Consider the following 26,686-nt stretch of genomic DNA (forward strand, 5'->3'; position numbering starts at 1 on the left):
ACTTGCTGTAATAAAAGAGATTTGTACAAAATTTTTCTAAAGCACTGCAATCTTCTGCGAATGTCTGCGTTGTCTGCGGGAAAATATTTGCAAACTATTCCGAATGTAATTATACAGCCACTACTGCTTTTATACTTGGATGATGAACATAGTTTTCTAATGTAAAATCATCATATGTAAAATCAAATATATTTTTTACTGCTGGATTGATTTTCATTTGTGGCAAATCGTAAGGTGTTCTACTCAATTGTAAATTAACTTGTTCTATATGATTGGTATATATATGAGCATCACCAAAAGAATGAACAAAATCACCTAATTGTAAATCACATACTTGAGCCAACATCATGGTTAATAAAGCATAAGAAGCAATATTAAACGGAACACCTAAAAAGGCATCAGCACTTCTTTGATACAATTGGCAACTTAGCTTACCATCAACTACATAAAACTGAAACAAAGAATGACAAGGTGGTAAAGTCATTTGTTCTATGTCGGCAACATTCCAAGCAGAAATAATATGTCTTCTAGAATCTGGATTATTTTTTAGTTGATGTACTAAATTAGCAATTTGGTCTATTTCACCACCATTACCATCAGGCCAATGTCGCCATTGATAACCATACACAGGACCTAATTCGCCAAATGCCAAAGCAAAATCATCATCTTCGGCAATTTTACTAGCAAATTCTTTCATGCTTTCGCCATTAAATGCCAAGCTTTTTTTATACTTTTCATAAGGCCAATCGTTCCAAATACCAACACCATGCTTACACAAATACTGAATATTGGTATCGCCAGCCAAAAACCACAACAATTCGTGAATGATAGATTTTAAATGCACTGACTTAGTGGTTAAAAGAGGAAATCCTTGGTTTAAATCAAATCGCATTTGATAGCCAAAAACGCTAATAGTGCCAGTGCCAGTTCTATCTTCTTTTTTCGTGCCATTATCTAAAATGTGTTGTAGAAAATTTTGATAAGTTTTCATGTGGTTAAAATAGACATTCTAGTTTGAAAAACTAAAAAGGAATAGAAAATATTATTAACAACTAGTAGTATTTGGGTTTTAAAGAAAATATTATTCTTTGATAAAGATTGATTGTATTTAATGAATTACCTCAAATGTTAAAATATCATCAGTAGTAACATATTGTTTAATTATATGAGTGAAGTCAAGCGGTGTATTGTTCTTTATTTCTGTCCAAAACTCAACAATGCTCCAATCTTTTACATAATTATCTTGTAGTTGAAACAGAATCTCTAATCGTTTGTCAATTCCTGCATCATTTCTAAATAATTGTAAATATATCAAATCTGGATGTACTATTTCAAATCGCAAAGTATCTGAAGTAATAGAATTTCCTAACAAAGTTTTAAGATTTTCTAAACTAATATTATATAAGTTTATAAATCTCAGATTTTTGTATAGAAAAGCTACTTTTTTATTTTCATCAATTTTAAGTAACTTTTCTTTATACTTCTGCGAAAGTTTAGGTGGAAAATCAATCATTAATGAATTTATTATTTTTGAATTAGAGCTTTCAGTATTAAAATAAATGTTTAATTCTACGGTGTCATTATCTCTTATAGAATCACTTAGTAATGTAAAATCTTGCCAAAAATTAGTAGTGTCAAAATTGTAAGAATGTTTATATATATTGAGTAATTGTCTATTAGCACTTCTAAGTTTAAAATCAGTAGTATCTAACCTATTTGTATATTTTAATATTGGGAATATAGGTATTTTTGCAATGTAATTTCCTTTACTATCTGTATGTACAAGGTTATATAAACTAGTATTGCTTATCACAAATGAATCATTAGACATAACATAACTATTGAAATAAACTTTTCCTTTTAAATAATAAGTATCTTTTCCAAAAGATGTCTTAAGGCATATTATTAATGGAATTAATATTAACAACAGTTTTTTCATCAAGGCGTCTTTTAAAGAAAACGACTATTTTCTAATATTTATTATCTATAACTAGTTTCGTATCATGTATAAATATAAAATATTGGCATTGATTCTTTTTAGCCAGAAATAACAGGAATTAAAACACCTACACTTCTTTACTTTCTTTAACTATAAAGCCATTAGCTTTGTATTCTTAATAAATAGCCATATGTTTGCCAACATTTTATGAGGAAAACCTTTATCATATTATTGTATTGTCTTTATCACTATTTGCTTGTAACAAGAGCTATCAACAAGCATTAAAATCCAATGCAGTAACTTACTCACTAGAAAGGAATACATACAAGCTACTAAACAATAACAATGTTTTACATAATCCATTATTTTTGGTATACTTGTAAGTGCTTATTTTAAGAGTACTCATACAAACCAACTTATTTATTGCTATTGCTGCAGTCTGTTTTTTATTGAGTAATGCTTACTTATTAGAATTGCCAATTAACCATTTAAAAGAAGTCATTCTACTCGTGTTTAGTTCTACTTGGCTAGTCTATCAATTTAGCAGATGGTTTTACTTCAAAAAAGATGCTTATACACATAAAAACGATAGTGTTTTTCACTACATGGAAAAATATCCAATTATCAATAATATACTACTTATTGTAGCAGCAATACTCGTATTTATTAGTGTATTTTTTATTCATAAAAATGTATTGTATTTTTTATTTATTGTAGGATGCATTTCGTTTTTATATCCAATTCCAATTATAAAATACCAAAGCAAATGGATAAAACTCAGAGAAATTCCATTTATAAAATTGTTTTTAATAGCAGGAGTGTGGTCGGTTGCTTGTATTATTTTACCAATTGTAGAGCTCAATATATGGCAAGATTTTCCTACGAGAAATGTATTGCTTTTTATAACGCAATTTGTATTTATTTTATTTATAACACTACCGTTTGATATGAACGATTTTCCATACGATAAAGCAGTTGGTGTTAAAACTATTCCTACAGTTTTCGGAATCAAAACAAGTCAAATGATATTATTGATACTTTGGCTAATTCAACTAGTGCTTTGGATACTTTTCTTTAGTACTTTTTCAAGTATCACTATACAACACATTACCATAGGAATAGCTTATATGTTGTTGAATACTTTTTTGCTAGTATATACCAAAAAGAAAATCACGACAATCAATAAAGAACAAGTAAAATACATTTACGATGGTTCTATGATAGTACAATTTTTAATCACTTTTTTAGTATTTCGATGGATGTAAACTATATTGGATTTATAGAAACGATGTTTGTGCAACACAATAAAATTCCTTTGCTTTCTTTGCATGCAAAACGACTACAAGAGAGTTTCTTGAAAATCAACTGTATTCTCTCTATTGATGATATTGTACTGAAAATCAATAAACTATTAGAAAGTACTTCAGGTATTAGTCAAGAAGCAAATAAATGTAGATTATTGGTAGAGTTTTTTCCATTAAAAGCCAATATTGAAGAAAAATGGACGATGGAATTAAGTACTGTTCCTTATAATATTTATACACTCAATGAAAAAGGCATTCGACTAACACATTATAGCGAAGAAAAAATTAGTACTAATATTTTTACCAATTGCAAAACCAACGACAGAAAAATATACGACAATGCACGCAATTTTGCTCAACAAAACAATTTTGATGATGCAATTATTGAAAACGAAAATGGATTTGTTGCAGATTGTAGTATTTATAATCTTTTCTTGATAAAAGGAGAGCAGTTGTTTACACCAAAACTCAGCGATAATATTGTAGCAGGTGTAGCACGACAATGCTTTTTACAGTACAATACAAAGTATACAATCATAGAAAAATCACTTAGTATTCAAAATTTTTACGATGCAGATGCTGTTTTTGTAAGCAATGCTTTGCGTGGCATTCAATCAGTACAACAATTTGGTAATCATATTTATAATGACAATATAGTTAAACTAATACATCAATACTGGAAAAATATTTTACGAGAACATTTTTCAATAGAAATGGTTTGAGATATGTAGTAAAACTTAGTACTGTTTATTTATATTGTCTATTTCGAAAATTTTGATGACATGTCTATTATACTAATTAGTATTAGACTACTTCTTAACAAGTAATGATATTATACCATGAGTTACACCACATGGTTACTTAAGTTAAAATTAGGTTAGTATAAAAAAGAGTGTATTTTTTAATACACTCTTTTTAGATTAAATGGTCATAGGTTTAAACTATGACTATGTTTTTTATTATGGTCTAAAGTAAAAATCGCCTGTAATTGATGAGCTATACCATGGCATTTGTCCTGGCATAGTTGTTTTTAATTCTAAGGCAATATTTTTTAGTACTTTTTCTATGGTTAAACCAGATTTTTGTAAGTTACCTAAGAATGCTGTTGTATATGGTGAGTTATAACCACTTCCATCTGATGCTACATTACCTGGATTAGTAGAATAGGCAATGATTGTTCCTTCCGGTGCATTCATACTTGCTAGTCCATTTCCGTTGGCATTTCTAGACCAAGATCTTTCAAATGGATTATTTCTACAAGCATCTAGTACTATGATGTTCATTTGGTTTTTGGCTGCATCCATTTTAGATAGGATTTTTCCAACATTCACACATTCGTACTCTAAGTCGCCTTCTACCATAAGTTGTGCATCTATAGGAATTAAATAATTTTCTCCTTTAGCTTGTATACCATGTCCTGCGTAAAATATCATTCCAATAGCATCTTTATTGCTAATAATAGATTGCCCAAATTGATTGATGGCTTCGTTAAGTTGTTTTTTTGATGTGTTGATTAGTAAAATAACTTCAAAACCACATGCTTTTAATGATTTTGCCATTTCTTCTGCATCGTGTACTGGATTTGGCAATTGACCTGCATATGCATAGTTTCCGTTTCCTACTACTAGTGCAAAGCGTTTGCCTTTGTCGCTTGTTTTATAGCTTTGTTCTTGTTTATAACTATTAGAATTGTTATAATTTACATTATTATTACTATTGTTAGTATAAGAACTTTGCTCTTTTGAAACTGTAAATATTGCTAAGTTCATAAAAGTTTCGTCTTCGTTATAAACAGAAACTTTATATTTTCCTGCATCTTTAAAGTTGTACTCAAAGTTAAAATTCTTTTGGTCTGGATTAAGCAACATGGTTTTTGTTTCTACTAAGTTGCTATAATTGTCACCATTAAAAATTTTAATAGTAGCTTTTATTGCTTTGCAAGCTTTGTCATCTTTATACTGAAAATACAATGTTTTTCCTGAACTTGGTATAGTAAAATCTGTAGCAATTCCACCAAGACTTCCGCTAGAATATTTGCTAGTACCAACTAATATATCAGAGCCATCGTAGTACCAAGTATCTACTTTGTCTGCATATTTATTTTCGGTTTTAGTACTAGTAGTTTTGTATTTAATAGTGGCTTCTGTAGTAGCTATTATTTTTCCATCTTTTGCAGCACTAATTTTATAATCTCCTGCATCTTTAAAGTTGTAATCGTATACCGACCAATTATTGCCTTTTCCATTAAAATATTTGGTATCAAAAATATCATACTTACCTGTAGATGTATTTTTTTTATCGATGTATAAAGCGTAGTCTTCATTGCCTACTTTTCCACTTCCATTATCAAATAAAATATATACCCAACCACCATCATTTGGAATAAGCCAAGTATTATTAATACCAACTGCGTTTCCGTAATCATCGTAAGATTCGCAAAGTGCTATGGTTTTCTTTTCTTCAACTTTAACACCATCTGTAAATTTTATAGTTGCTTCTACAGATGCTTGTTCTCCAAATGAGTTAACAGCAGAGATTTTATAATTGCCTGGTTCTTTGAAATTGTAGTCGTACATTGCCCATGACTTGCCATCTGTATTGTCGAAAGTTTTGGTATCGTATGCAATATAGTTTCCACTAGTATTTTCTTTATCTACATACAACCACAATTTATCGTTGATTTTTTTACCACCATTTTCATAGACTACATATACATAACCTCCATCTTCTTTTATATTCCAAGTGGTATAAATACCAGATGGTTTTCCTGTAGTTTTGTTATAATCTTCGCAAAGAGATATTGTTTTATCGCTGTTGTTTGATGAGTAGTTATTGTTGCTTCCTTTTTTAGAAACGGTAGCATAAGTTGTAGCCAAATATTTTAATTCTTTTACAGCAGAGATTTTGTAATCGCCAGCATCTTTAAAGTTAAAATCGTACACCGACCATGTATTTCCGTTTTCAAATTCTTCAGTTCCGTATGGTACATAATCTCCTTTTTCATTTTTTTTATCAATATACAACCAAGTAGTACCAGTCATTTTGCTTCCTGCATTATCATAGTAAACATAAATGTAAGATGCATCGTCTGTAATATTCCAAGCAGAAGCTTCGTCAGTATAATCGCCTGTATTGTTATTGTAAGTAGCCACTAATTTTATACTTTCTTTTCCGTTGTTGTTATAAGTATATTTAGTTTCATTATTTGAGTTGTTGTTAGAGCTAGTTTTATTCAGATCATTAATTTGTGCATAAGTAGTAGCTAAGTACTTTCCATCTTGATAGACCATAATTTTATAGATACCAGCTTCTTTGAATTCGTAGTCGTACATTGCCCAAGATTTTCCGCTTTTAACATCAAAAGATTCTGTGTCGTAAATTTTATATTCGCCAGAACCATCCTCTTTTGCTTTATCTATAAATAGAGAAAGATTGTTTTTTGTATCAATTGCAGCACTTCCATTATTATAAACGATATATACAAAACCTAAACTATTCCAATTATTACTAATATCATTATTATCTATTTCTCCAGTAGATTGGTTGTAATCGTTACATAAGTATACATTTTTTTTGTATTTTGAATACTTTAAATCTGCTTTTAGTAAATCGTTTGCTGCATCAGAGTTGCTAGTGTAATTATTATTACTAGAATAATTATTGCTTGCTGCATCTTCCCGTTTTCCTTCAACTGTAATTATAGTATATGTAGTTGCTAAGTATTTTCCATCTTGATAAACTGCTATTTTATAAAAACCAGCTTCTTTAAAGATGTAATTATATGTAGCAAAAGAACTACCACTTTTTACATCAAAATGTTCAGTATCGTAAATTTTATAGTTTTTAGTTCCATCATTTTTCAATTTATCAATAAATAATGAAAGTGTTTTATCGGTTTTTATTGCACTGCCTCCATTATTATACACCATATAAACAGAGCCACCACCTTGTTTAATATCCCAAGATTGAAATAATTTACTAGTAGGTTCTCCTGTACTTGAATTATAAGATGCACATAAGTAAACATTTTTCTTGTACTTACTATATGTAAAATCGGCTTTATCTAATTCTGCAGTTTCAATACTGTTTAGAGCAGTTTGGGCTTGAATATTACTGACTAAAAATAAACTAAACAATAAAAAAAGTAAGTTCTTCATAATTAATAATTTTTTTCTTGCTAAAATATAGTAAAAATTTCAGATATGTTGTTAAAAATTTTTAAAGCATACTATCATTTCTACTGTAAGTGTTAATTTTATTGATTACAGAATAGTTAAAATTATGCATTTTATTGCATTTGACTTTCAATCATAGTGGTTTATTTATTCAACTTTATAAATAGTTTTAAATGTTTCGCAGACCAATATCATATTTTCATCAAATGGTAAATCATAACTTTGCATTTCTCTTGTGAAAAATGCTTTGTGTACTCTTTTCCAATAAGCAAGAGATTTGTCTCCTTCGCCTTCTAATGCTGCAAATGTTGCAGTTATTTTATTATATGGTGTAAGTGTTACATTTGTTGTTTCAATAATTGCTTTAGCATTTCCATTCCAGTCGGTAACAATAAATTGTTCTCCAACTTTTGGTAATGCTTCATTATTAATTTCATAGGAAAATAAAGCACCAACAGTAGCTTGTTTTATTCCTTTTACAACTAATTCGGCACATTCATTCGCACTTTTTTCATTATCGCAGAAATAAAAAGCAGTAGGTAAGTCTTTGGTTTTATTACTAGGATTTTGCTTTAAGAAGTCATTCCATATTTGTGCTAAAGATAGTGTTGTATTTTATGGAATATTTAAATATTTATGTGTTTGTAATGATAGTTGCCACTTTGGATTTTCTTTGATGTAAGTAATAATACTAGGTAAAACTTTTTCTTGTTTACTTTCTTCTGGTTGAAGTAATAATTGACAATTAGAATTTATAAGTAATGCATTGTCTTCTGCAAATTTAAAATCAGATTGATTATACACAATGACTTTAAGTTCATTGGCAATTTCAAGCATTGATTTTAAACAAGGTTTGAATTTTTTTGGCGAGACGCAAATCCAATCAAAATTACCAGATAAAGCATAAGCACCAGAAGTTTCTAAATGAATACGATAATTTTGTAGATGTAATGCATTACACAATGCAGTTAAATTATACAGTAAAGGTTCGCCACCAGTAATAACTACAATTTGAGTTGGCGTTTGTCGTATTGTTTTAACTAAATCATCAATTTTTACAAGTTGATTTTTAGTTACCGTCCAAGAATCTTTTACATCACACCAATGACAACCAACATCACAACCAGCCAAACGAATAAAATAAGCAGCAGTACCACTATATTTTCCTTCGCCTTGCAAAGTGTAAAAATGTTCCATTACAGGAATTTGCGTATTGGTATTAAAATTCATTGCTCAAAAATAAAAAAACGCTTATAAATATTACAAGCGTTTTTAAGTAGTAGCATAAGTTTGGTTTAAAAATATAATAACTAATTGAGAGTCGTTTTTACTAGGAATGAAAGTAGCGAAATCTAACAGGTAATCTACTTTATAACAGTTCATAGTTTAAGATTGCCTGTCTCTACCTGTCGGCAGACATGGTATCGACAGGTAGACCACAATTTTATTTGTTTTTCTCAAAAATTCTACAATAGATATATTGATTATTCATTTTTAAACTAAAAATAAACCAAACCCAGCTTATTTCCTACATTCCACCAGCATCTGAATTGTCTTCATCTATGAAGTGGTCTTTTTTCTTCTTGTTATAGGTACTATTTGGCTTCTTTCCGAAGTTATAAGTAAAAGTTACATTTAATCTTAAACTTTCCCAATCTCTTTCTACAAAACCACTAAAGTTATCAGAAACACTACTTACTCTAAACTTCATGGTGTTAAATATATCAGAAATATTAAGAGCAATCGTCGCTTTATTGTCTTTTAAGAAATCTTTTTTGAATCCAATATTTACAAAAGTAAACGGTTTTAATTCGCCTTGTAAGAATTTTCGTTTGCCTCTATAAAACCACATTACTTGAATACTTGCTGTCTTTTTCCAAACAGTCATATTACTTATCATTCTTATATTCCACTGAAAACTATTGATGTTTTGATTAGAAACCTCGCCAGTGCTAGGAACAGAACCACTAATAATATTGCCAAACAAGTTAGCATTGGTCATAATATTCCACCATTTTGTAATTTGAGTTCTTAATATCAACTCTAAACCAACATCTTTACTATTGTCTAAGTTGCCAAAATCTAGTGTCGCCACACCATTGCTGTCTAGCGTTCTATACCTTGTATACGGATTTTTAGAATATTTAAAAAACACAGAACTTGTTAAAAACACATTTTTAAAATTTTTCACATAGCTAAATTCTAAAGATTCTGTAAAAACTGGTTTTAAGTTTGGATTTCCTACTCTTATATTGTATGGATCTGAATATTCTCCAAATGGATTTAACATTCTACTTCTGGGTCTATTGATGCTTCTTCTATATTGTAGTGAAATCTCATGACCTTTTTCAAACTTTTGAGCCAAATAAGCGGAAGGGAAAAAGCTAATATATTTATTGGTGAAGTTGACATTTCCAACCGACTGATTGCCTTTTATGATAGAATGCTCCATTCTTACACCACCTTTATAGGAAAAGTTTTTATACGAACCACCATAGATAACATATGATGCATTGATTATTTCTTTATATCTGAATTGATTGCTTAAACCATTATTTTGTTCAAAACTAAGCGTTGTTCTATTTAGACTGTCTGATGTAAAGTCGTTTAAAATATTTCTATAAGCACTTTTTGCACCAACTTCTAGTAAACCATTGGCTTTTTCAAATGGCTGAGCATAGTCAATTTGTCCGTAAGTAGTGTGATTAATATCTTTAGAAACATTGTGTTCTTGAGTAGCTAAAATAGTTTCATTAATTGATTGATCTAAAAAATAACTTGGTTGATAATATTCTGGATTTTCTTGTTGTTTAAAAAAAGAATAATTACCAGTTACAATTAAATTCTGACCTTTTTTATCGAATGTCTTAGTATAAGTTAGAGTATTATCTGTATTGTAGTCATTTTGATGATCAGTATAATTTCTTTTGTAATAGTTATACAATATTGCTGCCGAATCTAAAAACTCTGTTTCAACATCACCTTCATCATTACTAATACCTGTATTGAAAGTTGTATTAAAAGTTAATGCATTTTTATCATTAATTTGAATATCTAAGTTATTGGATAATGTATTATTTATTTTATGACTAGTAGAATAATCATTAGAATTTAAATAATTGGTTAAAGTTGGCAATGTGTTTTTTCTATCGTTAAAACCTTTCCAAAAAGTTTCAATAAAATTAAAACCATAATTAGCAGAATAATTTATTTTATCTTTCTTTACATTGATAAAAAAACCAGCATTAGCATCGTATTTAGTACCATAACCAATACTAAAATTACCATTAACACCTTTTTGCTTTACATCTTTTTTCAATATAATATTAATGATACCACCTTCGCCTTCTGCATCATATTTTGCAGATGGATTATTGATAATTTCTACACTTTCTATGGTATTAGCTGGAATAGATTGTAATATAGCTTGCGTATTTGCACCAGTAATTCCAGAAGGTCTACCATTAATAAATACTTGTAAATTAGAAGAACCTCTTATAGAAATACCACCATCATAATCTACATCTACAGTAGGAATTTGTTTTAGAACATCTGTAGCAGTTCCACCACTTGCTAAAGCACTTTTTTCTACATTAAATACTTTTTTATCAGCTTTTAATTCCATTACAGCTTTTTCAGCAGTAATTTGTACTTCTTGTAATACTTGTTCGTCTGGTTTCATTTCAATAGTACCTAAGTTTACTTCTACATTATCTGGCGGAATAATCATTAACTTTTCTACAATATAATCTTGATAACCTAAAAAACTAAGTACTGCTTTATAAGCACCAAGTTGTATTGCATCAATAGAAAAAACACCATTGTCGTCGGTAAGCGAACCATATTGTAGTGTACTATCTTTTAAGTTAGTTAGTACAACAGAAGCATAAGCCAATGGTTCTTTATTTTCATCTACCATTTTTCCTTTAGCAATGCCAATAGCAGGTATATTTTGAGCGTTTAATTGAATACTTGTAATACAAATACTCATTAGTAGAAATAAATATTTTTTCATTTAATTTGGGTTTTTACGATTTTAAGATGGTTAAAAATAACATAATCCAACCAATTATAAAAAGCAATCCACCGATTGGTGTAATTGGTCCAATAATTTTAGTCAGATTTCCTAGATGTAATAAATCTTTACAAGCTAATAAATATAAAGAACCAGAAAAGAATAAAATTCCGAAAGCAAAACAATATGCACTTATTTGTAAATATTGATTTTTTATATGTTGTGCTAACAAAAAAACAACTAGTAGAACCAATGCATGCACAAATTGATAAAATACAGCTTTTTCAAAAATAATATGCTGATAATCATTTAGCTTTTCCTTTAAAGCATGTGCTCCAAACGCACCTAAAGCAACACCTAGCATACCATAAGCAGATGCAATTAGTCCAAAAATTTTCATTGATGCAAAGTTACGCTTCTAGCATAAACTTATTATTAATTTTTTATAATGAATGTTAAAAAAGCGTTGGACTAGTATTTGTAATTTGCCAATTAATTATATTTTTATTTTGCTGTTTTAATAATTTATTAGTCGTAGAAAAGTGTTTGCAACCAAAAAATCCGTTGTGAGCCGAAAAAGGAGATGGATGTGCTGCTTGTAAAATATGGTGTTTGTTAGCATCAATTAACGAAGCTTTATTTTGAGCATGTTTTCCCCATAATAAAAATACTATGCCACTATTATGTGTAGATATTGCTTGAATAACTGCATCTATAAAATTTTCCCAACCTTTTTTTTGATGAGATGCTGGTTTACTTGCTTCTACGGTTAAAATAGTATTTAATAAGAACACACCTTGCTCAGCCCATTCTGTTAAATTACCATGATTAGGAATAGTGCAATGTAAATCTTGTTGTAACTCTTTATATATATTTACCAAAGATGGTGGTGGTTTAATGCCATGTTGTACTGAAAAACACAAACCATGTGCTTGATTTTTTCCATGATATGGATCTTGACCAAGAATAACGACTTTTACATTATTAAATGGTGTAAGTGCAAAAGCATTAAAAATATCGTTGCCTTTTGGATAGATGATTTTACCTTGTTGTTTTTCTGAAATTAAAAAGTTTTTGAGTGCTAAAAAGTAAGCTTGTTCAAATTCGTTATGCAGTATTTCTTTCCAGCTTTCTTCAATTTGAATGATATTTGACATTATTTTAAACTATTTTTTTTGAAATATAAGGAAATAAAAATATCTTTGCAATCGCTTTTAGCAAAATGGTCGCGTAGCTCAGCTGCCTGTCTACCGACAGGTAGAGATAGAGCAACAACCAAAGTTATTTGAAAAAATATGGGATATTATGTATATGTTTTGAAAAGTGTTAATTTTAATCGTTTTTATATTGGAATGAGCGGTGATGTAGAAAAAAGGTTAAAAGAACATAATGCTGGATATACAAAATCAACAAAAGCATATATACCTTGGATACTCTTTTTTAAAGAAGTTCATTCAGATAGAATTGAAGCAAGAAAGAGAGAAAAATACTTAAAAAGTGGTGTAGGAAGGGAATATATAAAAGCAAAATGGTCGCGTAGCTCAGCTGGATAGAGCAACTGCCTTCTAAGCAGTCGGTCACACGTTCGAATCGTGTCGCGATCACTTGAAAATCAAAGGGTTATGTGATATAAATGCATGACCCTTTTTTTATTTGCATACAATTTGCATTTAAAACTACTCTAAAACTAAATCGATGTTGTTATTGAGCAATTGCTTTAGCTCATTAGGTAAGCTATAATTTGATAGTATTATTCCATCGTGTATATCTATCCAATCATTACAATCTGCATTGTATCTTAATATATCGTAGTCTTTAATACATTGCATATTTTCTTCATTATGTTGTTTAGGTAAGTTAAAACCAAAGCGTTCAAATATTCTAAGTCCTTTCATAGCTCTTAAAATATTGTGTAGTGCATTGACATATATTTTAGCTGGAATCTCCTCATTATTTTTAGGTTTTGTAATAATTTTACTACCATATTTAATTACCTCCACTAAGCAAATTTCGTTATCAAAGATTTTCACCTTGTGTTGTGCTTTTTTACTTGCCCAAAATGTGCCTTTCTTTCTGTTGCAATAATATAGCCATTCTTTTATTAATATATCTGCTGTTAATTCGTTTGGTACTATGATGTGAAAATGTGGATTATATATTTTATCTTTTGGATTAAAATTGCATTCTAAAGATTTTATGCCTTGTAATTTTATATCATTGCCACGCAAGTTTCTTTTCTTGTATTTATTTATGATTAGTCGGAAACCACGCATTACTGCTTTCATCATAGCATTTAATTTTGTAGCAGAAACACTTTTTATAGTTAGCGTTACAAAGTAAGGCGTTTCCCATTTATTGATAACTGGTAGGTACTTATTAATTAGTTCTGCTTTTCTATTTCCACTACACACTGTACAAATTCTATTTTTGCAGTAATTACCATAAACTCGATTGCCATCACTTATTAATTCATTCAAACAATAATAGGTATTCCAATATTCTTTTAAGCAATCTTTATGTCCTTTTTTCGCAGCAACATCAATTAAGCAAAGTGCTAACTTTTGTGTGATTAACTTTCTTTTGTTTCTTGCAAAAACTAATTCATTGTTTGAAATATCTGAACCTTTACCATTTACTATAATCATTGGCTTTGTGGAGGTTTTTACAATTTTACTTGTCTTGCTTTGTGCTAATGTATGTACACCTCTACCCAAAAGCAATTTATTGTTGCTTTCGTTCATTACTTAGTATTTTTTACAAAATGATTTTCTGCTTTAGCTTTAATTTCTGCTTTCGTTTTTTTACGACCTGCTTTTAAGTATGCTACTAATTCTGTTTTATCGAAATAGCATCTTTTGCCTCGCTTCATTACTGGTAGTTCTTTTTTAGAAATTAAACCATAAATTGTAGGAATAGATAAAGACAAAAATTCGGCTGTTTGTTCTACAGTTAGAAATTCAGTAATATCATTTTGAGATTTACCATTAGTTGATTGATTGGTAAGTATTGCTAAAAAATTTTCTATTCTTTCTAACCTTTCGTCTATTACATCAAATGGATTATACATGACAAATTATTTTTGCCAAATATGAAAAGTGGATTTGGTGGATAAAAAGGTGAATTTGGTGGATTTGGTGGACACCCTTATTTTATTATAGTTTTGGTGCGTTATTTTTTGTAAAACTTAGCGAATAGATAACAATAAAAACAGAAATTATATCTTAAAATGAAAAAGGAGCTATTAAAATAATAACTCCAATAGGTGGTAATTGGTATTATAAATATCGCTTACACATTAAAAATAGGCGAATACTCAAAAAGATGCATCCACCTGTATAAAGGCGTCAACTTAATGGTACAACCCCTACATTACAAATATACGCAAACTTTAATTAAAAAGTTTACAAGAAATTTTTATAAAGATTTCCATAAATAAAAATGGAGGTAAAGACTATGCCGTACCTCCTAACCTTTGGGATTGTGCTTAACTGTTAGGTTTAGCATCTCGCTCCTAATACAAATATATGCAAAATTAATTAAAAAGTTTACAAGAAATTTTTATATAGATTTCCATAAATAAAAAATGAGGTAAGGTGCTATGTCCTTACCTCTTAGTCTCTGGGATTGTGCTTAACTGTTAAGCTTAGCGTCTCGCTCCACACTACAAATATATGCAAACTTTAATTAAAAAGTTTCATCATAATCATCGTTTATGTTTAATGCATCATAATCACAACTATCGCAACAAAAACCTAAATTATATTTTTGATATTCAAACTCATTAGCATTTATTGTTGGGCTTACATATTCTGTAAATAAATAATGATTGCCTATAAAATCATTACAGTTAGGACAAGTATTAGCATAATATGAATTATTAATTGAATTACTATAATTATCTTTAATAATAACACCTTTTGATTGTGCTAATTTTAATTCATTTTCTTTAAAAAAAGCTGGTGCAATAGCAGTAGATTGCTTTCTAATAATATCAAGTTCTACACCTTTAATAAAAGCAAGTTTCATACTTTCGTTACATTTCCAACATGGAGCAATAGCAATGTACAATTCTAATTCTTTCATTTCTAAGCCACACTTTTGACAAAAAATATTATTTTCCATATCTATTGTTTTGTAGTAAAATATTTATATAAAGTAGTTTTTTTATAATCTTTATTATTAAAGGAAACGGATTTGAATATAGATATATTGTTTTTTGCAAATAGCAAATATTCATAAGGCAAAGTGCCATTTTTTTCGCTACGATATAGTTGGTTTAAAGCCCAGCCAAATTTTTTAATATTTACTTTGCCTTTTATTTTTATTATTGAACATTTTGTAGGAAATTGTCCTGTTGTAAAATAAGTTTTTAATGACGATACTAATAAAGTATAATCTGTTTCTAACATTCGTTCTTTAAAGTCAAACAAATAATCTTCAATAGTAGATTCTAAAACATCATTTTCGGTTTCAGTTTCTTTTGGTGCTTCTGTATTTTTATCATTTTGTGGAGGCAAGTCGTTTAGTAGTGGTATTAATTCGCTAATAAATTGCTTTTCATCATTAAACCATGATTTTAGTATTTTCCTATATTGTTGTTCATCGTCTATTGGTTTGTTGATATATCCTTTTTTTATTTTAAGTTCTCTGCTTTGTAGTATAAGTTCTAATTTAATTTTGTTAGGTTCTGTTAGTTTACCTTGCTCATAAAGTGTTTTTGTATTTATATTAGTTAAAATTTGATTAGTTAAATTAAGTAAAAAATCTATCAATTCATTTTTCGTAAATGGTTTTATAGAAGTTGCCTCTAAATATTTGTTGTAATGAGGTTTGCCTATACCTATTGGAATTTTACTAAAATCTTGCTTTAAATGTTTAAAGAAACTCAATTCAAAAGGAAATATTTTATACCATTTTTCGTAAGTCTGTACTAATACATTTAAACTTACTTTTGGTCTGTCTTTATCAACTTTTCCATAATTATTTATAAAATGTAATATTCTTTTTTTTCGTTCTATAAGTTTTTTATCTACTTTAAGATTATTAATTATTTGTTTGATATAATGAAAAAAATGATTTGCATACGGAACACTTCCACATTCTACTGGAATACTACCAAAACTATGAACAACAAAGGTAAAATAGTCAGTTATTTCGTTGTACCAATCATCGGTTGGTAAACAATTCATATAGTGGTTTTTAGTAAAAATGACTTTGTCTGCTACTAAAGTAGAAGTATCTTCATAGAGTTTTCTATCAAAGCCATGCATCTTGTATAATAATTTATGCTTTTCACAACAATTAGGAAATTTATCATAAAATTTTAATGCGTCTAATTTAATTTTTTCATGATTAGATTGGCAACCTTTGCATTCTAAATAATTATGATATTCTCCTTTAGTTGGTATTATTGCAAAAGGTGGTTGGTAAATACCTCCAATAACTTCAAATCCAATATTTCTATCGCAAAAGTTTAATGCTTCTATATTGTTTGACTGAAAATAAAATTTACTTTCCATTATTCTGCATTTTCCATTTCATCAATTATTTTCATAGTTTTTACACTAACTGTACATACTCTTTTTAATAGTTCTATTACTTGTGTTTTATAGTCGGCAAATTTGTAGTTATTAAATTTTTCGGCAATAGTTGGGTCTTTTGGCTTTTTTTCTTTGTACTGGTCTAAAATCCATTCTAAAGCAGAGCGATTGCCTAATTTATATTGCCATGCTAAAGTTGGTATATTTTGTAGTGTAGTATTTTCATCTAAAATAATTAGGTTGTTTTCTTTGTCTGCTTTTAATTTGGCTTTTGGTTTTTCTTTGGTGTCTGTAATAATTTCTGTAAGATTGTAAAGTGCTATGGTTTCGTAGTTTAAGTGTAATTCCATTAATTGCTTTCCCCAATTGCTCCATTGCTGAAAGTTGCTATACAATGGTATGCGTGGAAACGCTCTTTTTAGATTGAGTTCGTATTTTTTGCGATATGCTGGACTGTGTAATACACCATATACATAATGAAAAATGCTTTCTTTGGTAATGCCTTTTTTGCCATATTGTTTAGTAAATTGGTTAAAACCCCAATCGGTTATATTTTCTATTTGGTTTCCGTTGGCATCGTAACGATAGAATGGTAAGCATTGCGTTTTTTCTATTAAATCATAACAGTAAGGTGTATCTGTAACCAATACTGAAAATGGCTTTGATGACGACCCTCCTGAAATGCTTATTACATAATTTTTATTTGAAAATAAAATAGGTAATTGATATTGCATCTCATTTAGTTCTTTGCTGAAATACAATTTCTTTTTAATAAAAGGTCTGTATAAACTATCAATAATTAGTTTGTCATCATAAAAATATTTCTTGCCTTTTGATAAATCATTTTTTACTGCTCTTGTCCATTTTATAGAGTAATCTACTAAATTCTTAATATCGTCTTTATCTTTTCCTTTGTGTTTTTCTAAACCTTGGTTATATACATCTATTAAAAAATTTACTTTGTCTATTATATTTTCTTCTTTAAAATCATAAACCCACTCATCTCTTGCTGTTACCACACCTAAAGAAAATAACTCAAACAATGCTTTTTTGCTTTTGCCTTGTTTTACTGCTTTGTCTGCTAAAGGTAACAATGTATCAAAGTCGTTATCGGCAATATTTATCCAATTGTTGTTTTTGTCAGGTTGTATGTGTGTAAAAGGTATGTCTTTAAACTGCGTTTGTGCAAACCATTGTAGCTTTTCTTCTTTTAGCATATCGTCGGTTAGTGTATAGTATTGTATATTACATTGTTTAGCCATAGTTGTTGTTATTTTAGTTTTTTGCGTTCTAATCGTTCTCTTGCTTCTATTATTATAGCGTGTAGTTTTTGTTCTAATTTCTTTTTTGGAGGTAGCTCTGTCCAATATTCGGCAACCATAATGCCGTCTTTGTGCATTTCTAATAGTTCTATTTGCTCTCTGCTACTTTCGGCACAAAGTATTAAACCAACTGGAGCTAATTCGTCTTGTTTTCTTTCGTATTTATCTAGCCATTTTAAGTATAGTTCCATTTGTCCTTTATGTTTGGCTTCAAACTTTCCTATTTTTAACTCAATGGCAACTAATCGTTTTAGGTTTCTGTTATAAAACAATAAATCTAAATAAAAATCATCACCATCAATAATTATTCTTTTTTGTCTTTCTACAAAAGCAAAACCTTTACCTAATTCTAATATAAAATTTTCTAATTCTTGTAAAATTGCCTGTTCTAAGTCGTTTTCTAAATAAGTATTTTGTAATCCTAAAAAATCTAATAAATATGGGTCTTTAAATGTGTTTGATGTTAGTTGTTCACTATCTATAATTTGCAAGTTGGCAATCTGAGTGCGTTCGTAAGTTTTGGTAGCAATTTGTTTTCGTAAATCTCTTACACTTAATAACTCCATTGCTGTTTTTTGAGCGTAAAATAGTTTTGCTTCCATTTCTTTTAATGGTAATAGTGTTAAGAAATGCGACCAACTTAATTGTCGTGACAGTGTAACGACAATTTGAAAATCGTTGAATTGATTGGCAAACTGTATCATTCTACGCAAGTTTTTCAACTCAAAATTATTGCCATATTTGTTTTGTAATTGTATAGAAAGATTAGCTACAATAGCTTTTGCATAATCGGCTCGTTTATTATCTAATATATCTTGATTAATTCTATTGCCAACTTGCCAAAAGAGTAAGGTAAGTGTACTATTAACTTGTTTAATTACTTGCTGTTGGTTTTTTTCTATAAGTTGTGATAACTCATTAAAAAGCAGAATTTCGGTAGATTGTATATTAGTTTTTTCTTTTGCCATTTATTTTTATAATTTTGTATTGATTAAGAAGTTCGGCAACAATTGAAATATAACTTCATGTTATTGTAGGGTATCCTACTTAGGTTGATTGAGGAGCTTCTTTTTTATTTTTATCATATTGATAAGTTTCCAAATATTATTTTTTTTGTTTGTTATTTACTTTTACTAAAAACATAATGGCAACACCTGTTTGTATGCCAAATACATTGTGTGTAGTACCTGCAATTTTTGGATTGGCTCTTACATCGCTTTTGGTATCTACAATATAAGCAAAATCAAAATCGTTTTGTATAGATTTTCTAAATCCATCAAAAGTTCTGCTATCAATAAAACTTCGGTTGGTAATAAAAGCTATAATTCCATTATTGTCTAATCTATCCATAGCCCAACGATAAAAACGAGCGTACATATCATAGACTTTAGTTTTTTGTGCTGTACTATAATGTATAAAAGTATCTTTAATGCGTTTATCTATTTTAGGATACTCGCGATTTTTGTTATTATCGTTTTCGTTTAATTGGTTGGCGTTGTATGGTGGATTGCCAATAACGACAGCAATTTTTCTACCATTTTGTTTTCTTATTCGTTTGCTGTTTTCTTCTGTAAAAGGAGCAAACATATCAATTTGTTTTCCTGTATAGGTAAAACCCAAATTATCTAAAGTATCTACAAAGCAATGGTTTTCAAATTCTGCATAAGTTCCCATTTTTTGCGTATAAGTAAATTCGATATTTAAGTTGCTAATATAGTATGGTAGTATTGCCACTTCGTTAGAATGTAATTCGTTTTTGTATTTATATTCTAATTTATCCTTTGGAATATAGTCTATTATATCGCAAATAAAAGTTCCTGTTCCTGTAGCAGGGTCAAGTATCTCTACATTTTTATCCTCTAAAAAAGTATTGAAGTGCTTGTACAGTAAGTAACCGGTTGTTTTAATCATAAACTGTACAATTTCGTTTGGTGTATAAACAACACCTAATCTATCTGCGGCTTTTGGATTGTAGCTTTTATAGAAAGTTTCATATATAATTTTTAAGAACTTTTGCTTTTCGTGATGGTCTGCAATACCAGCGGCTGTAGCATTAATTGTTTGATAATAATGTTGTATGCTACCAAGAGCTGTTTTTCTTAAAGCACCTGTAAAAAATGTATGTATTACTTTTTCTAATTCTCGAGCAATATTATTTTCACGATGAAATTGGTTTTCATCAAAAATGGTATTAAAAACATCTTCTGTTAAAATGTGTTGAATAATCATTTCATGCACATCATCTTGTGTAATATCAGGATTGATACTATCATGACATAGTTTTAGAAATACTTTACTTGCTTTTACAAATTCTTGATTTTCAATTTCAGCAGTATCAATAATAGTGCGTAATGTTTCAGTTACTTTTGGAATATCTTGTTTAAAAAGTTCAATTGCATTGCGAAAGTTTTTAATTTCTGGTCTTTCAAAATTTACAAATTCAGTTATTAAATTGTGGAGGTCTTCGGTATTTTTCATATCAATACGCATTACCTCCACACCATTCTGAATTAAAATTGCAGTTTGGCTGTCTTCAAATAAAATATTGTCTTTAGGATAACCTTTATCGAATTTCTTTTGAATTTCATCATCTAAAATGTCGCTTTCATCTTTACTTTCCCAATAACCCCAATCTTGTCTTAATACATCTTTTAGCGTTCCGTCTGGTGTTACATTTTTATTAGAATTAGTTGCTTTAATGGTAACTTCGGTTACAATCATTAAACCTTTCTGTTTAGCATAATCGTTTAGTAGGTTGTAAAAAGCATTGCGAATAGCAGTTTCTTTTTTAGTACCTCCAAAATGAATTATCTTTTCAACTTCGTTATGGTATTGTTTTATGGAAAATAAGCTCATGGTCTATAAAACTAAATATATTTTTTGAATGGCTAAATATTACAAAACAAATAAATAATAACGGTGTTAGTAACTTATTAAAAGTCCATAAGTTTGTTAGCCAAATCTTTTTTCTTGTCGTCTTCAAATCCAGCAAAATAATTCATAGTCGTTTTAGTATTGCTGTGTGAAAGTGCTTCTCCAATCATTTCGTAGGTTGCACCATTACGAATAGCATTAGTAGCAAAACTGTGTCTTGCCCAAATGGTAGAAATATTTTCATTAATACCTATACTCAATAAGAACTTTTTAAATTGCTTATTAGTAGCATTAGTAAAATTCTTTACTTGTTTGTGTTGTTTTTCATCAGATAAGTTTACATCTTTAATAGGAAAGATTAAAGTTTCTTTGTTTATCATAGTATTTCCATATTTTTTTATAATATTTGATGAGAATTCATTTAAAAATACAGTTACTGGTTTAAGGTCATCTTTTTTTGTGTTTTTAATTTTTTCACGATAAAAAATAATTTTGTCATTATCTAAATTTTTATACTTTAGGTTAGCAATGTCTTTCATGTTCATTCCATTACACGCATAAGTAAAAAACCAAAAGTCTTTAGCTCTCTGTTGTGCTTCTGTTTTTGGCGTTGAATTAAAAATAAAACTCAATTGTTCTTTATTGAGTGCTTTTTTTACTTTTCTTGAATTTGGTACTTGGTATTTGTATTTTCCAAATGGATAAATGTCTTTATCTATGTCTTTGTTTCTTATAGCATCATTGAAAATAGTTCTTAAAGCTCTCAAATACATTGAAACTGTGGTTTTACTCCTATTGAGCGTTTCGGTCATGTATCTTTCATAATTAGCAAGAAATTCAGGTGTTATATCATTAAAGATTAATTTTTTAGGAATTGTTTTTTTACTATGTTCTATAAATCTTAAAATAGAATGTTTACTAAGTTTGTAATTGTCAGCAGTACCAATTTGTCCATTGGCTAATAATTTTTTAATAGTTATATCGTAATGATATAGTACATTAATATTTTCAGACTTGTGTCTAAACAGTTTCTTTTCAAATTCTGTAATGCTAAAAGGTTTAATTTTATCTGCAATTTTTTCAGTATTAATTAAAACTTCATTCATTTCTAATTTGATGCTTTTATACTCATTTCTTGTTTTAATGGTATTCCAAATCGAATTAAATTCAGTTTGAGTAAACTCAAATTTTGTAGCAAATAGTTTTTGCTTTTTAATGATTAAATCAAACACTCTTAATTTAACTGGATACTTGTTATTTTCTTTAATACGACGAGTATCTAAGTAGAATGAAATTGAATACAATTTTTCCATTTGCATACGATTTGCATACAAAAGTACTAAATTTGCATTTAATATTACAAAACAAACAAATAGTGTTTTTGATTAAAACATTGATAATCAATAAAATAAATAAATATCACAAAATAAAAAAATAGTAAAGATACTGCCTTCTAAGCAGTCGGTCACACGTTCGAATCGTGTCGCGATCACAAAAGCCAAAGCACTTACTAAAAATTAGTAAGTGCTTTTTATTTTATTAAGGTAATATAATGCTAAAAATAGTTGATGACTATTTTTGTACCACTCTATTTTTGTAATGAATTTATATTCCCATTGTTGAATCTGACTATTCTCTTTCTCTATCAAATGCTTTAATAATTTCTTTTACTAGTTTGTGTCGCACTACATCTTCTTCGGTTAATCGTAGTGTAGCAATACCATCTACATCTTTAAGAATTCGTATGGTCTTTTCTAAACCAGAATGCTGACTTTTAGGTAAGTCGATTTGTGTTAAATCGCCAGTAATAATACATTTTGCAGAAGGACCAATTCTCGTCAAAAACATTTTTAATTGTAGCAGTGTAGCATTTTGTGCTTCATCTAAAATCATAAAAGCGTTGTCTAAAGTTCTACCACGCATAAATGCTAATGGAGCTACTTCAATTACTCTATTGGTCATGTAGTAAGCTAATTTTTCTGGCGGAATCATATCATCTAAAGCATCGTATAGTGGTCGCAAATATGGATCTACCTTTTCTTTTAGATCGCCAGGCAAAAAACCCAAACTTTCACCAGCTTCTACTGCAGGTCTTGTTAAGATAATTTTTTTTACCCATTTGTTTTTTAAAGCACGAACAGCCAAAGCAACAGCAGTATAAGTTTTTCCAGTTCCAGCTGGTCCAGTTGCAAATAAAATATCATTGCTATTGCATAAATCAACCATAGTTTGCTGATTTTTGGTTTTCGCCTTTACCAACAAACCACTATTGCCATGTACCAATACATTATCTTTAAACTGTGGAAAATGTGTATCATATGGATTTAATCCTTGTAAAATTTCTGTAAGATGTTGCTCAGATACTTTACCATATTGCTCCAAATAATGAATTAAATTATTGACTTTTACATTAAATTCTTCCAGTTCTTCTGGATTACCACTCGCTACAATTTTATTGCCACGAGCCATTATATTAACTTTATTAAAAGTTCTTTTTATCGTTTTTAGATGATTATTATTGAACCCAAAAAATTCTATTGGATCAACAGTTTCTAATTTAATAGTAAGTTCGCTCAATTATTTATATTTTTGTTTCTGAGATTGAAAATAATAGTTTTTTTTAAATGGCAATAATTTCGTTATTAACAGACTTTGGTAATGAGGATTTCTATGTTCCGGCTTTTAAAGGTGCGTTGTACTCTGCTTGTCCATCTGCAAAAATTGTAGATGTAAGTCATACTATTAAACCATACGATATTGTCAACGCAGCATTTTTTGCTAAACATGTGTATCAAACATTTCCTAAAGGTACTATTCATATCATTCGAGTTTATGAACAAGGTTTAACCAAACAAAAACTATTGGCAGCTAAATATCAAAACTATTATTTTATTGCACCAGACAATGGTTTGTTAACGCTTATTTTTGATGACAAACCAGACTTATTAGTAGAAGTAGATACTAAACAAGTACAGTTTAAAAATACAGATGAATACTATTGCAGAGTAGTCAAAGAAATTGTGTTTAACAATAATATTGGAGAAATTGGTAAAGCTACTTCAGATTATAAAGTAAAAAACAGCATGATGTCTGTTATACAAGCAGATAAAATTATTGGAACAGTAGTGTATATTGATAATTTTGGAAATGCGATTACCAATATTCATCAAACCGATTTTGATAGATTTATTGCTACCAATTCTACTTGGAGAATAAATTATAGAAAATATGATTATATAGATGAAATTGTTGAAGATTATACAGATGTAAATAAATCATATAATTTAGCACGATTTAATAATCATGGATATTTAGAATTATGCATACACTGTGGCAGTGCTGCACAACTACTCGGTTTGCAAATTGGAGATTCCATACAAATAGTTAATGAATGATAGTTAGAATAGTAAAATTGACATTTAAACCAGAAGAAGTAGAAACATTTAAGCAATATTTTCCTACAGTAATGCATACTATAAGAAATAGCGAAGGTTGTAATTTGCTACAAGCTTGGCACGATATAAATGATGAAACCATATTTTTTACTTATAGTTTGTGGAACTCAGAAGATGATTTAAACAATTATAGACATTCTGACTTTTTTGCTGGATTTTGGAAAACTGTAAAACCATGGTTCGCAGACAAAGCTCAAGCATGGAGTTTTGATAAAATTTTAGACTTACCTTAGTTTTTTAAGATATAGGAAGTTAAAAACCACTTTTAACTAATTATTTGATATAATACAACAGGCAATTGGGATTATGTTCTCTAATAATACCTATTTTATCAGCAAGAAATCTTTTATTCTAAAGTTTCGTAATAAATTTCTAATGTGCAATTTGAAATTATACTATCACTTCTACTTATCTTTATACCATGATAAAACCTAACTGTTCTGCATTACAACGAAACGAATTAATCACTACACTAAAATCTACTAACTACGATTTACTGGTTATTGGTGGTGGCATTACTGGTGCTGGTATTGCTCTCGATGCAGCTTTGCGTGGACTAAAAGTTGCGCTTATCGAAAAAAATGATTTTGCTTGGGGTACAAGTTCTCGTTCTACTAAATTAATTCATGGTGGATTGCGATACTTAAAACAGTTAGAAGTTGGTATTGTAATGGAAGTAGGCAAGGAAAGAGCTATTGTTTACGGAAATGCACCACATATTGTCGTTCCAGAAAAAATGTTGTTGCCAATTATTAAAAATGGTTCTTTGGGTAAACGAAGTACTAGTTTAGGTTTAATGGTTTACGATAGATTGGCTGGCGTAAAAAAAACAGAACGCAGATACATGCTCAACAAACAACAAACTATTGGTGCAGAACCATTATTAAATGATACCATTTTAAAAGGTGGTGGCATGTACTACGAGTACAGAAGCGATGATGCACGACTAACCATCGAGATTATTAAAACTGCTGTTGAAGAAGGTGCTTTGTGTTTAAATTATATTAAATGTATTGATTACTTATATGAAAATGAAAAGATAGTTGCTTGTAAAGCCAAAGATGTTTTTACTGGCGAAGAATTTATCATCAATACTAAAAAAGTAATTAATGCAACAGGACCTTGGGTAGATACACTTAGAAAGAAAGATAATTCGTTAAAAGGCAAACATTTGCAACTTACAAAAGGAGTACATATTGTTGTACCAAAAGAAAAATTACCTATTCATCAGTCGGTGTATTTTGATGTACAAGACGGACGAATGATTTTTGCTATTCCACGACAAAATATTGTGTACATTGGTACTACAGATACAGTTTATAATCAAGATATTAACGAACCATTTGCTACGAAAGAAGATGTAGAGTATATTATTAAGGCAACTAATTATATGTTTCCTACTATAAAATTAGCCGTAGATGATGTTATTTCTTCGTGGTCTGGTTTACGACCTTTAATTTATGAAGAAGGTAAATCTGCTTCAGAGTTATCTCGAAAAGATGAAATTTTTATATCAGATTCTGGACTGATTTCTATTGCTGGTGGAAAATTGACTGGTTATAGAAAAATGGCTCAAAGAGTAGTCGATGTAGTGTGTAAAGATTTAGCTAAAGTAGAAAATAGAACATTCAAAGCATGTAGTACTAAAAATCAACAACTCAGTGGAGGCAATCTAAATGGCTTGTCAATAAAAGATTTTGCTACGCAGTTACACAAAGATTATAATCAATTTTCTACTGATGAAATAGAAACATTAATACATAAATATGGTTGTAATACAAATATTATTTTAGACCATGCTATAAAAAGTCAACAGGAATTATTATTGGCAGAAGCATGGTATTGTATTAATTATGAATTATCTTTTAATATTAATGATTTTTATATTAGAAGAACGGGACGACTTTATTTTGAGCGACCAACCATCGAAGAAAATTTAGAAAAAGTACACGAATACTTCACCAATACACTACAAACGAATCATACAATAGCAGAAAAAGCTAAAGAAGAATTCACGAAAGCATACAACTTAGTATTGGCTTTTAAGAATTAATTGTATTTT

Annotated in this window: 23 protein-coding genes and 1 tRNA gene; 7 read left to right on the forward strand and 17 right to left on the reverse strand. The window is 29.1% G+C overall.

Going from position 1 to position 26,686, the window contains the following annotated elements; translation table 11 throughout:
• Positions 1–109: 109 nt before the first annotated feature.
• Both thyA and H6553_05200 read right to left on the reverse strand, forming a co-directional pair.
• Positions 110–991: a thymidylate synthase gene (gene thyA, locus H6553_05195; GenBank protein MCB9033212.1), complete on the reverse strand. Its 882-nt coding sequence runs from the start codon at positions 989–991 to the stop codon at positions 110–112.
• 117 nt (positions 992–1,108) lie between these two features.
• Positions 1,109–1,939, reverse strand: a complete 831-nt coding sequence (locus tag H6553_05200) for a hypothetical protein (protein ID MCB9033213.1) — start codon at positions 1,937–1,939, stop codon at positions 1,109–1,111.
• Positions 1,940–2,322: 383 nt separating this feature from the next.
• Between H6553_05200 and H6553_05205 the strand changes: the two genes are divergently transcribed.
• The gene (locus H6553_05205) at positions 2,323–3,204 is read left to right on the forward strand and encodes a hypothetical protein (GenBank protein MCB9033214.1); all 882 of its coding nucleotides are present in this window, start codon (positions 2,323–2,325) and stop codon (positions 3,202–3,204) included.
• Complete coding sequence (locus tag H6553_05210; protein ID MCB9033215.1) at positions 3,195–3,965, forward strand: aminotransferase class IV; 771 nt, start codon at positions 3,195–3,197, stop codon at positions 3,963–3,965. Before H6553_05205 ends, H6553_05210 begins: the two co-directional genes overlap by 10 nt.
• A gap of 237 nt (positions 3,966–4,202) precedes the next feature.
• On the opposite strand, the gene H6553_05215 is transcribed toward H6553_05210, so the two are convergent.
• From H6553_05215 to ung, 6 genes are all read right to left on the reverse strand, one after another.
• A complete protein-coding gene (locus tag H6553_05215) occupies positions 4,203–7,400 on the reverse strand; it encodes a caspase family protein (GenBank protein ID MCB9033216.1) in 3,198 nt (1,065 codons plus the stop codon).
• 165 nt (positions 7,401–7,565) lie between these two features.
• Positions 7,566–8,009, reverse strand: coding sequence for an ASCH domain-containing protein (locus tag H6553_05220; GenBank protein MCB9033217.1), 444 nt, complete (start codon positions 8,007–8,009; stop codon positions 7,566–7,568).
• 24 nt (positions 8,010–8,033) lie between these two features.
• Positions 8,034–8,648 (reverse strand): radical SAM protein, encoded by a 615-nt coding sequence (locus H6553_05225; GenBank protein MCB9033218.1) that lies wholly within the window; start codon positions 8,646–8,648, stop codon positions 8,034–8,036.
• A gap of 298 nt (positions 8,649–8,946) precedes the next feature.
• Positions 8,947–11,433: a TonB-dependent receptor gene (locus H6553_05230; protein MCB9033219.1), complete on the reverse strand. Its 2,487-nt coding sequence runs from the start codon at positions 11,431–11,433 to the stop codon at positions 8,947–8,949.
• 13 nt (positions 11,434–11,446) lie between these two features.
• Entirely contained in the window at positions 11,447–11,833 is a 387-nt protein-coding gene (locus tag H6553_05235) for a DUF423 domain-containing protein (GenBank protein ID MCB9033220.1), read from the reverse strand.
• 55 nt (positions 11,834–11,888) lie between these two features.
• Complete coding sequence (gene ung, locus H6553_05240; protein ID MCB9033221.1) at positions 11,889–12,590, reverse strand: uracil-DNA glycosylase; 702 nt, start codon at positions 12,588–12,590, stop codon at positions 11,889–11,891.
• Positions 12,591–12,728: 138 nt separating this feature from the next.
• Between ung and H6553_05245 the strand changes: the two genes are divergently transcribed.
• Together H6553_05245 and H6553_05250 are read left to right on the forward strand one after the other, a co-directional pair.
• Complete coding sequence (locus tag H6553_05245; protein MCB9033222.1) at positions 12,729–12,986, forward strand: GIY-YIG nuclease family protein; 258 nt, start codon at positions 12,729–12,731, stop codon at positions 12,984–12,986.
• A tRNA-Arg gene (locus tag H6553_05250) sits at positions 12,964–13,037 on the forward strand. The genes H6553_05245 and H6553_05250 overlap by 23 nt, the downstream gene beginning before the upstream one ends.
• Before the next feature lie 72 nt (positions 13,038–13,109).
• Here H6553_05250 and H6553_05255 read toward each other — a convergent pair.
• From H6553_05255 to H6553_05295, 9 genes are all read right to left on the reverse strand, one after another.
• The gene (locus H6553_05255) at positions 13,110–14,174 is read right to left on the reverse strand and encodes a protein rep (protein MCB9033223.1); all 1,065 of its coding nucleotides are present in this window, start codon (positions 14,172–14,174) and stop codon (positions 13,110–13,112) included.
• Positions 14,174–14,500 carry a helix-turn-helix domain-containing protein gene (locus H6553_05260; protein ID MCB9033224.1) on the reverse strand — a complete coding sequence of 109 codons (327 nt, stop codon included), beginning with the start codon at positions 14,498–14,500 and terminating at the stop codon, positions 14,174–14,176. Before H6553_05260 ends, H6553_05255 begins: the two co-directional genes overlap by 1 nt.
• 617 nt (positions 14,501–15,117) lie before the next feature.
• The gene (locus tag H6553_05265) at positions 15,118–15,555 is read right to left on the reverse strand and encodes a hypothetical protein (GenBank protein ID MCB9033225.1); all 438 of its coding nucleotides are present in this window, start codon (positions 15,553–15,555) and stop codon (positions 15,118–15,120) included.
• Between the two features lie 2 nt (positions 15,556–15,557).
• The gene (locus H6553_05270; GenBank protein ID MCB9033226.1) at positions 15,558–16,952 is read right to left on the reverse strand and encodes a hypothetical protein; all 1,395 of its coding nucleotides are present in this window, start codon (positions 16,950–16,952) and stop codon (positions 15,558–15,560) included.
• Positions 16,952–18,235: a DNA methyltransferase gene (locus tag H6553_05275; protein ID MCB9033227.1), complete on the reverse strand. Its 1,284-nt coding sequence runs from the start codon at positions 18,233–18,235 to the stop codon at positions 16,952–16,954. The genes H6553_05270 and H6553_05275 overlap by 1 nt, the downstream gene beginning before the upstream one ends.
• 8 nt (positions 18,236–18,243) lie before the next feature.
• The gene (locus tag H6553_05280) at positions 18,244–19,263 is read right to left on the reverse strand and encodes a DUF1016 domain-containing protein (GenBank protein MCB9033228.1); all 1,020 of its coding nucleotides are present in this window, start codon (positions 19,261–19,263) and stop codon (positions 18,244–18,246) included.
• Between the two features lie 136 nt (positions 19,264–19,399).
• Entirely contained in the window at positions 19,400–21,151 is a 1,752-nt protein-coding gene (locus tag H6553_05285) for an N-6 DNA methylase (protein MCB9033229.1), read from the reverse strand.
• A gap of 77 nt (positions 21,152–21,228) precedes the next feature.
• Positions 21,229–22,482, reverse strand: a complete 1,254-nt coding sequence (locus tag H6553_05290) for a site-specific integrase (protein ID MCB9033230.1) — start codon at positions 22,480–22,482, stop codon at positions 21,229–21,231.
• Positions 22,483–22,798: 316 nt separating this feature from the next.
• Positions 22,799–23,746 carry a PhoH family protein gene (locus tag H6553_05295; GenBank protein ID MCB9033231.1) on the reverse strand — a complete coding sequence of 316 codons (948 nt, stop codon included), beginning with the start codon at positions 23,744–23,746 and terminating at the stop codon, positions 22,799–22,801.
• A 47-nt stretch (positions 23,747–23,793) separates the two neighbouring features.
• On the opposite strand from H6553_05295, the gene H6553_05300 reads away from it, so the two are divergent.
• The 3 genes from H6553_05300 to H6553_05310 all read left to right on the forward strand — a co-directional run bounded on the left by H6553_05300 (position 23,794) and on the right by H6553_05310 (position 26,677).
• Positions 23,794–24,564, forward strand: coding sequence for an SAM-dependent chlorinase/fluorinase (locus tag H6553_05300; protein MCB9033232.1), 771 nt, complete (start codon positions 23,794–23,796; stop codon positions 24,562–24,564).
• The gene (locus H6553_05305; protein MCB9033233.1) at positions 24,561–24,857 is read left to right on the forward strand and encodes an antibiotic biosynthesis monooxygenase; all 297 of its coding nucleotides are present in this window, start codon (positions 24,561–24,563) and stop codon (positions 24,855–24,857) included. The genes H6553_05300 and H6553_05305 overlap by 4 nt, the downstream gene beginning before the upstream one ends.
• A gap of 188 nt (positions 24,858–25,045) precedes the next feature.
• On the forward strand, positions 25,046–26,677 hold the full coding sequence (locus H6553_05310) for a glycerol-3-phosphate dehydrogenase/oxidase (protein ID MCB9033234.1): 1,632 nt from the start codon (positions 25,046–25,048) through the stop codon (positions 26,675–26,677).
• Positions 26,678–26,686 lie beyond the last annotated feature (9 nt).

The organism is Chitinophagales bacterium, from assembly GCA_020636535.1.
Lineage (GTDB): Bacteria > Bacteroidota > Bacteroidia > Chitinophagales > JADIYW01 > JADJSS01.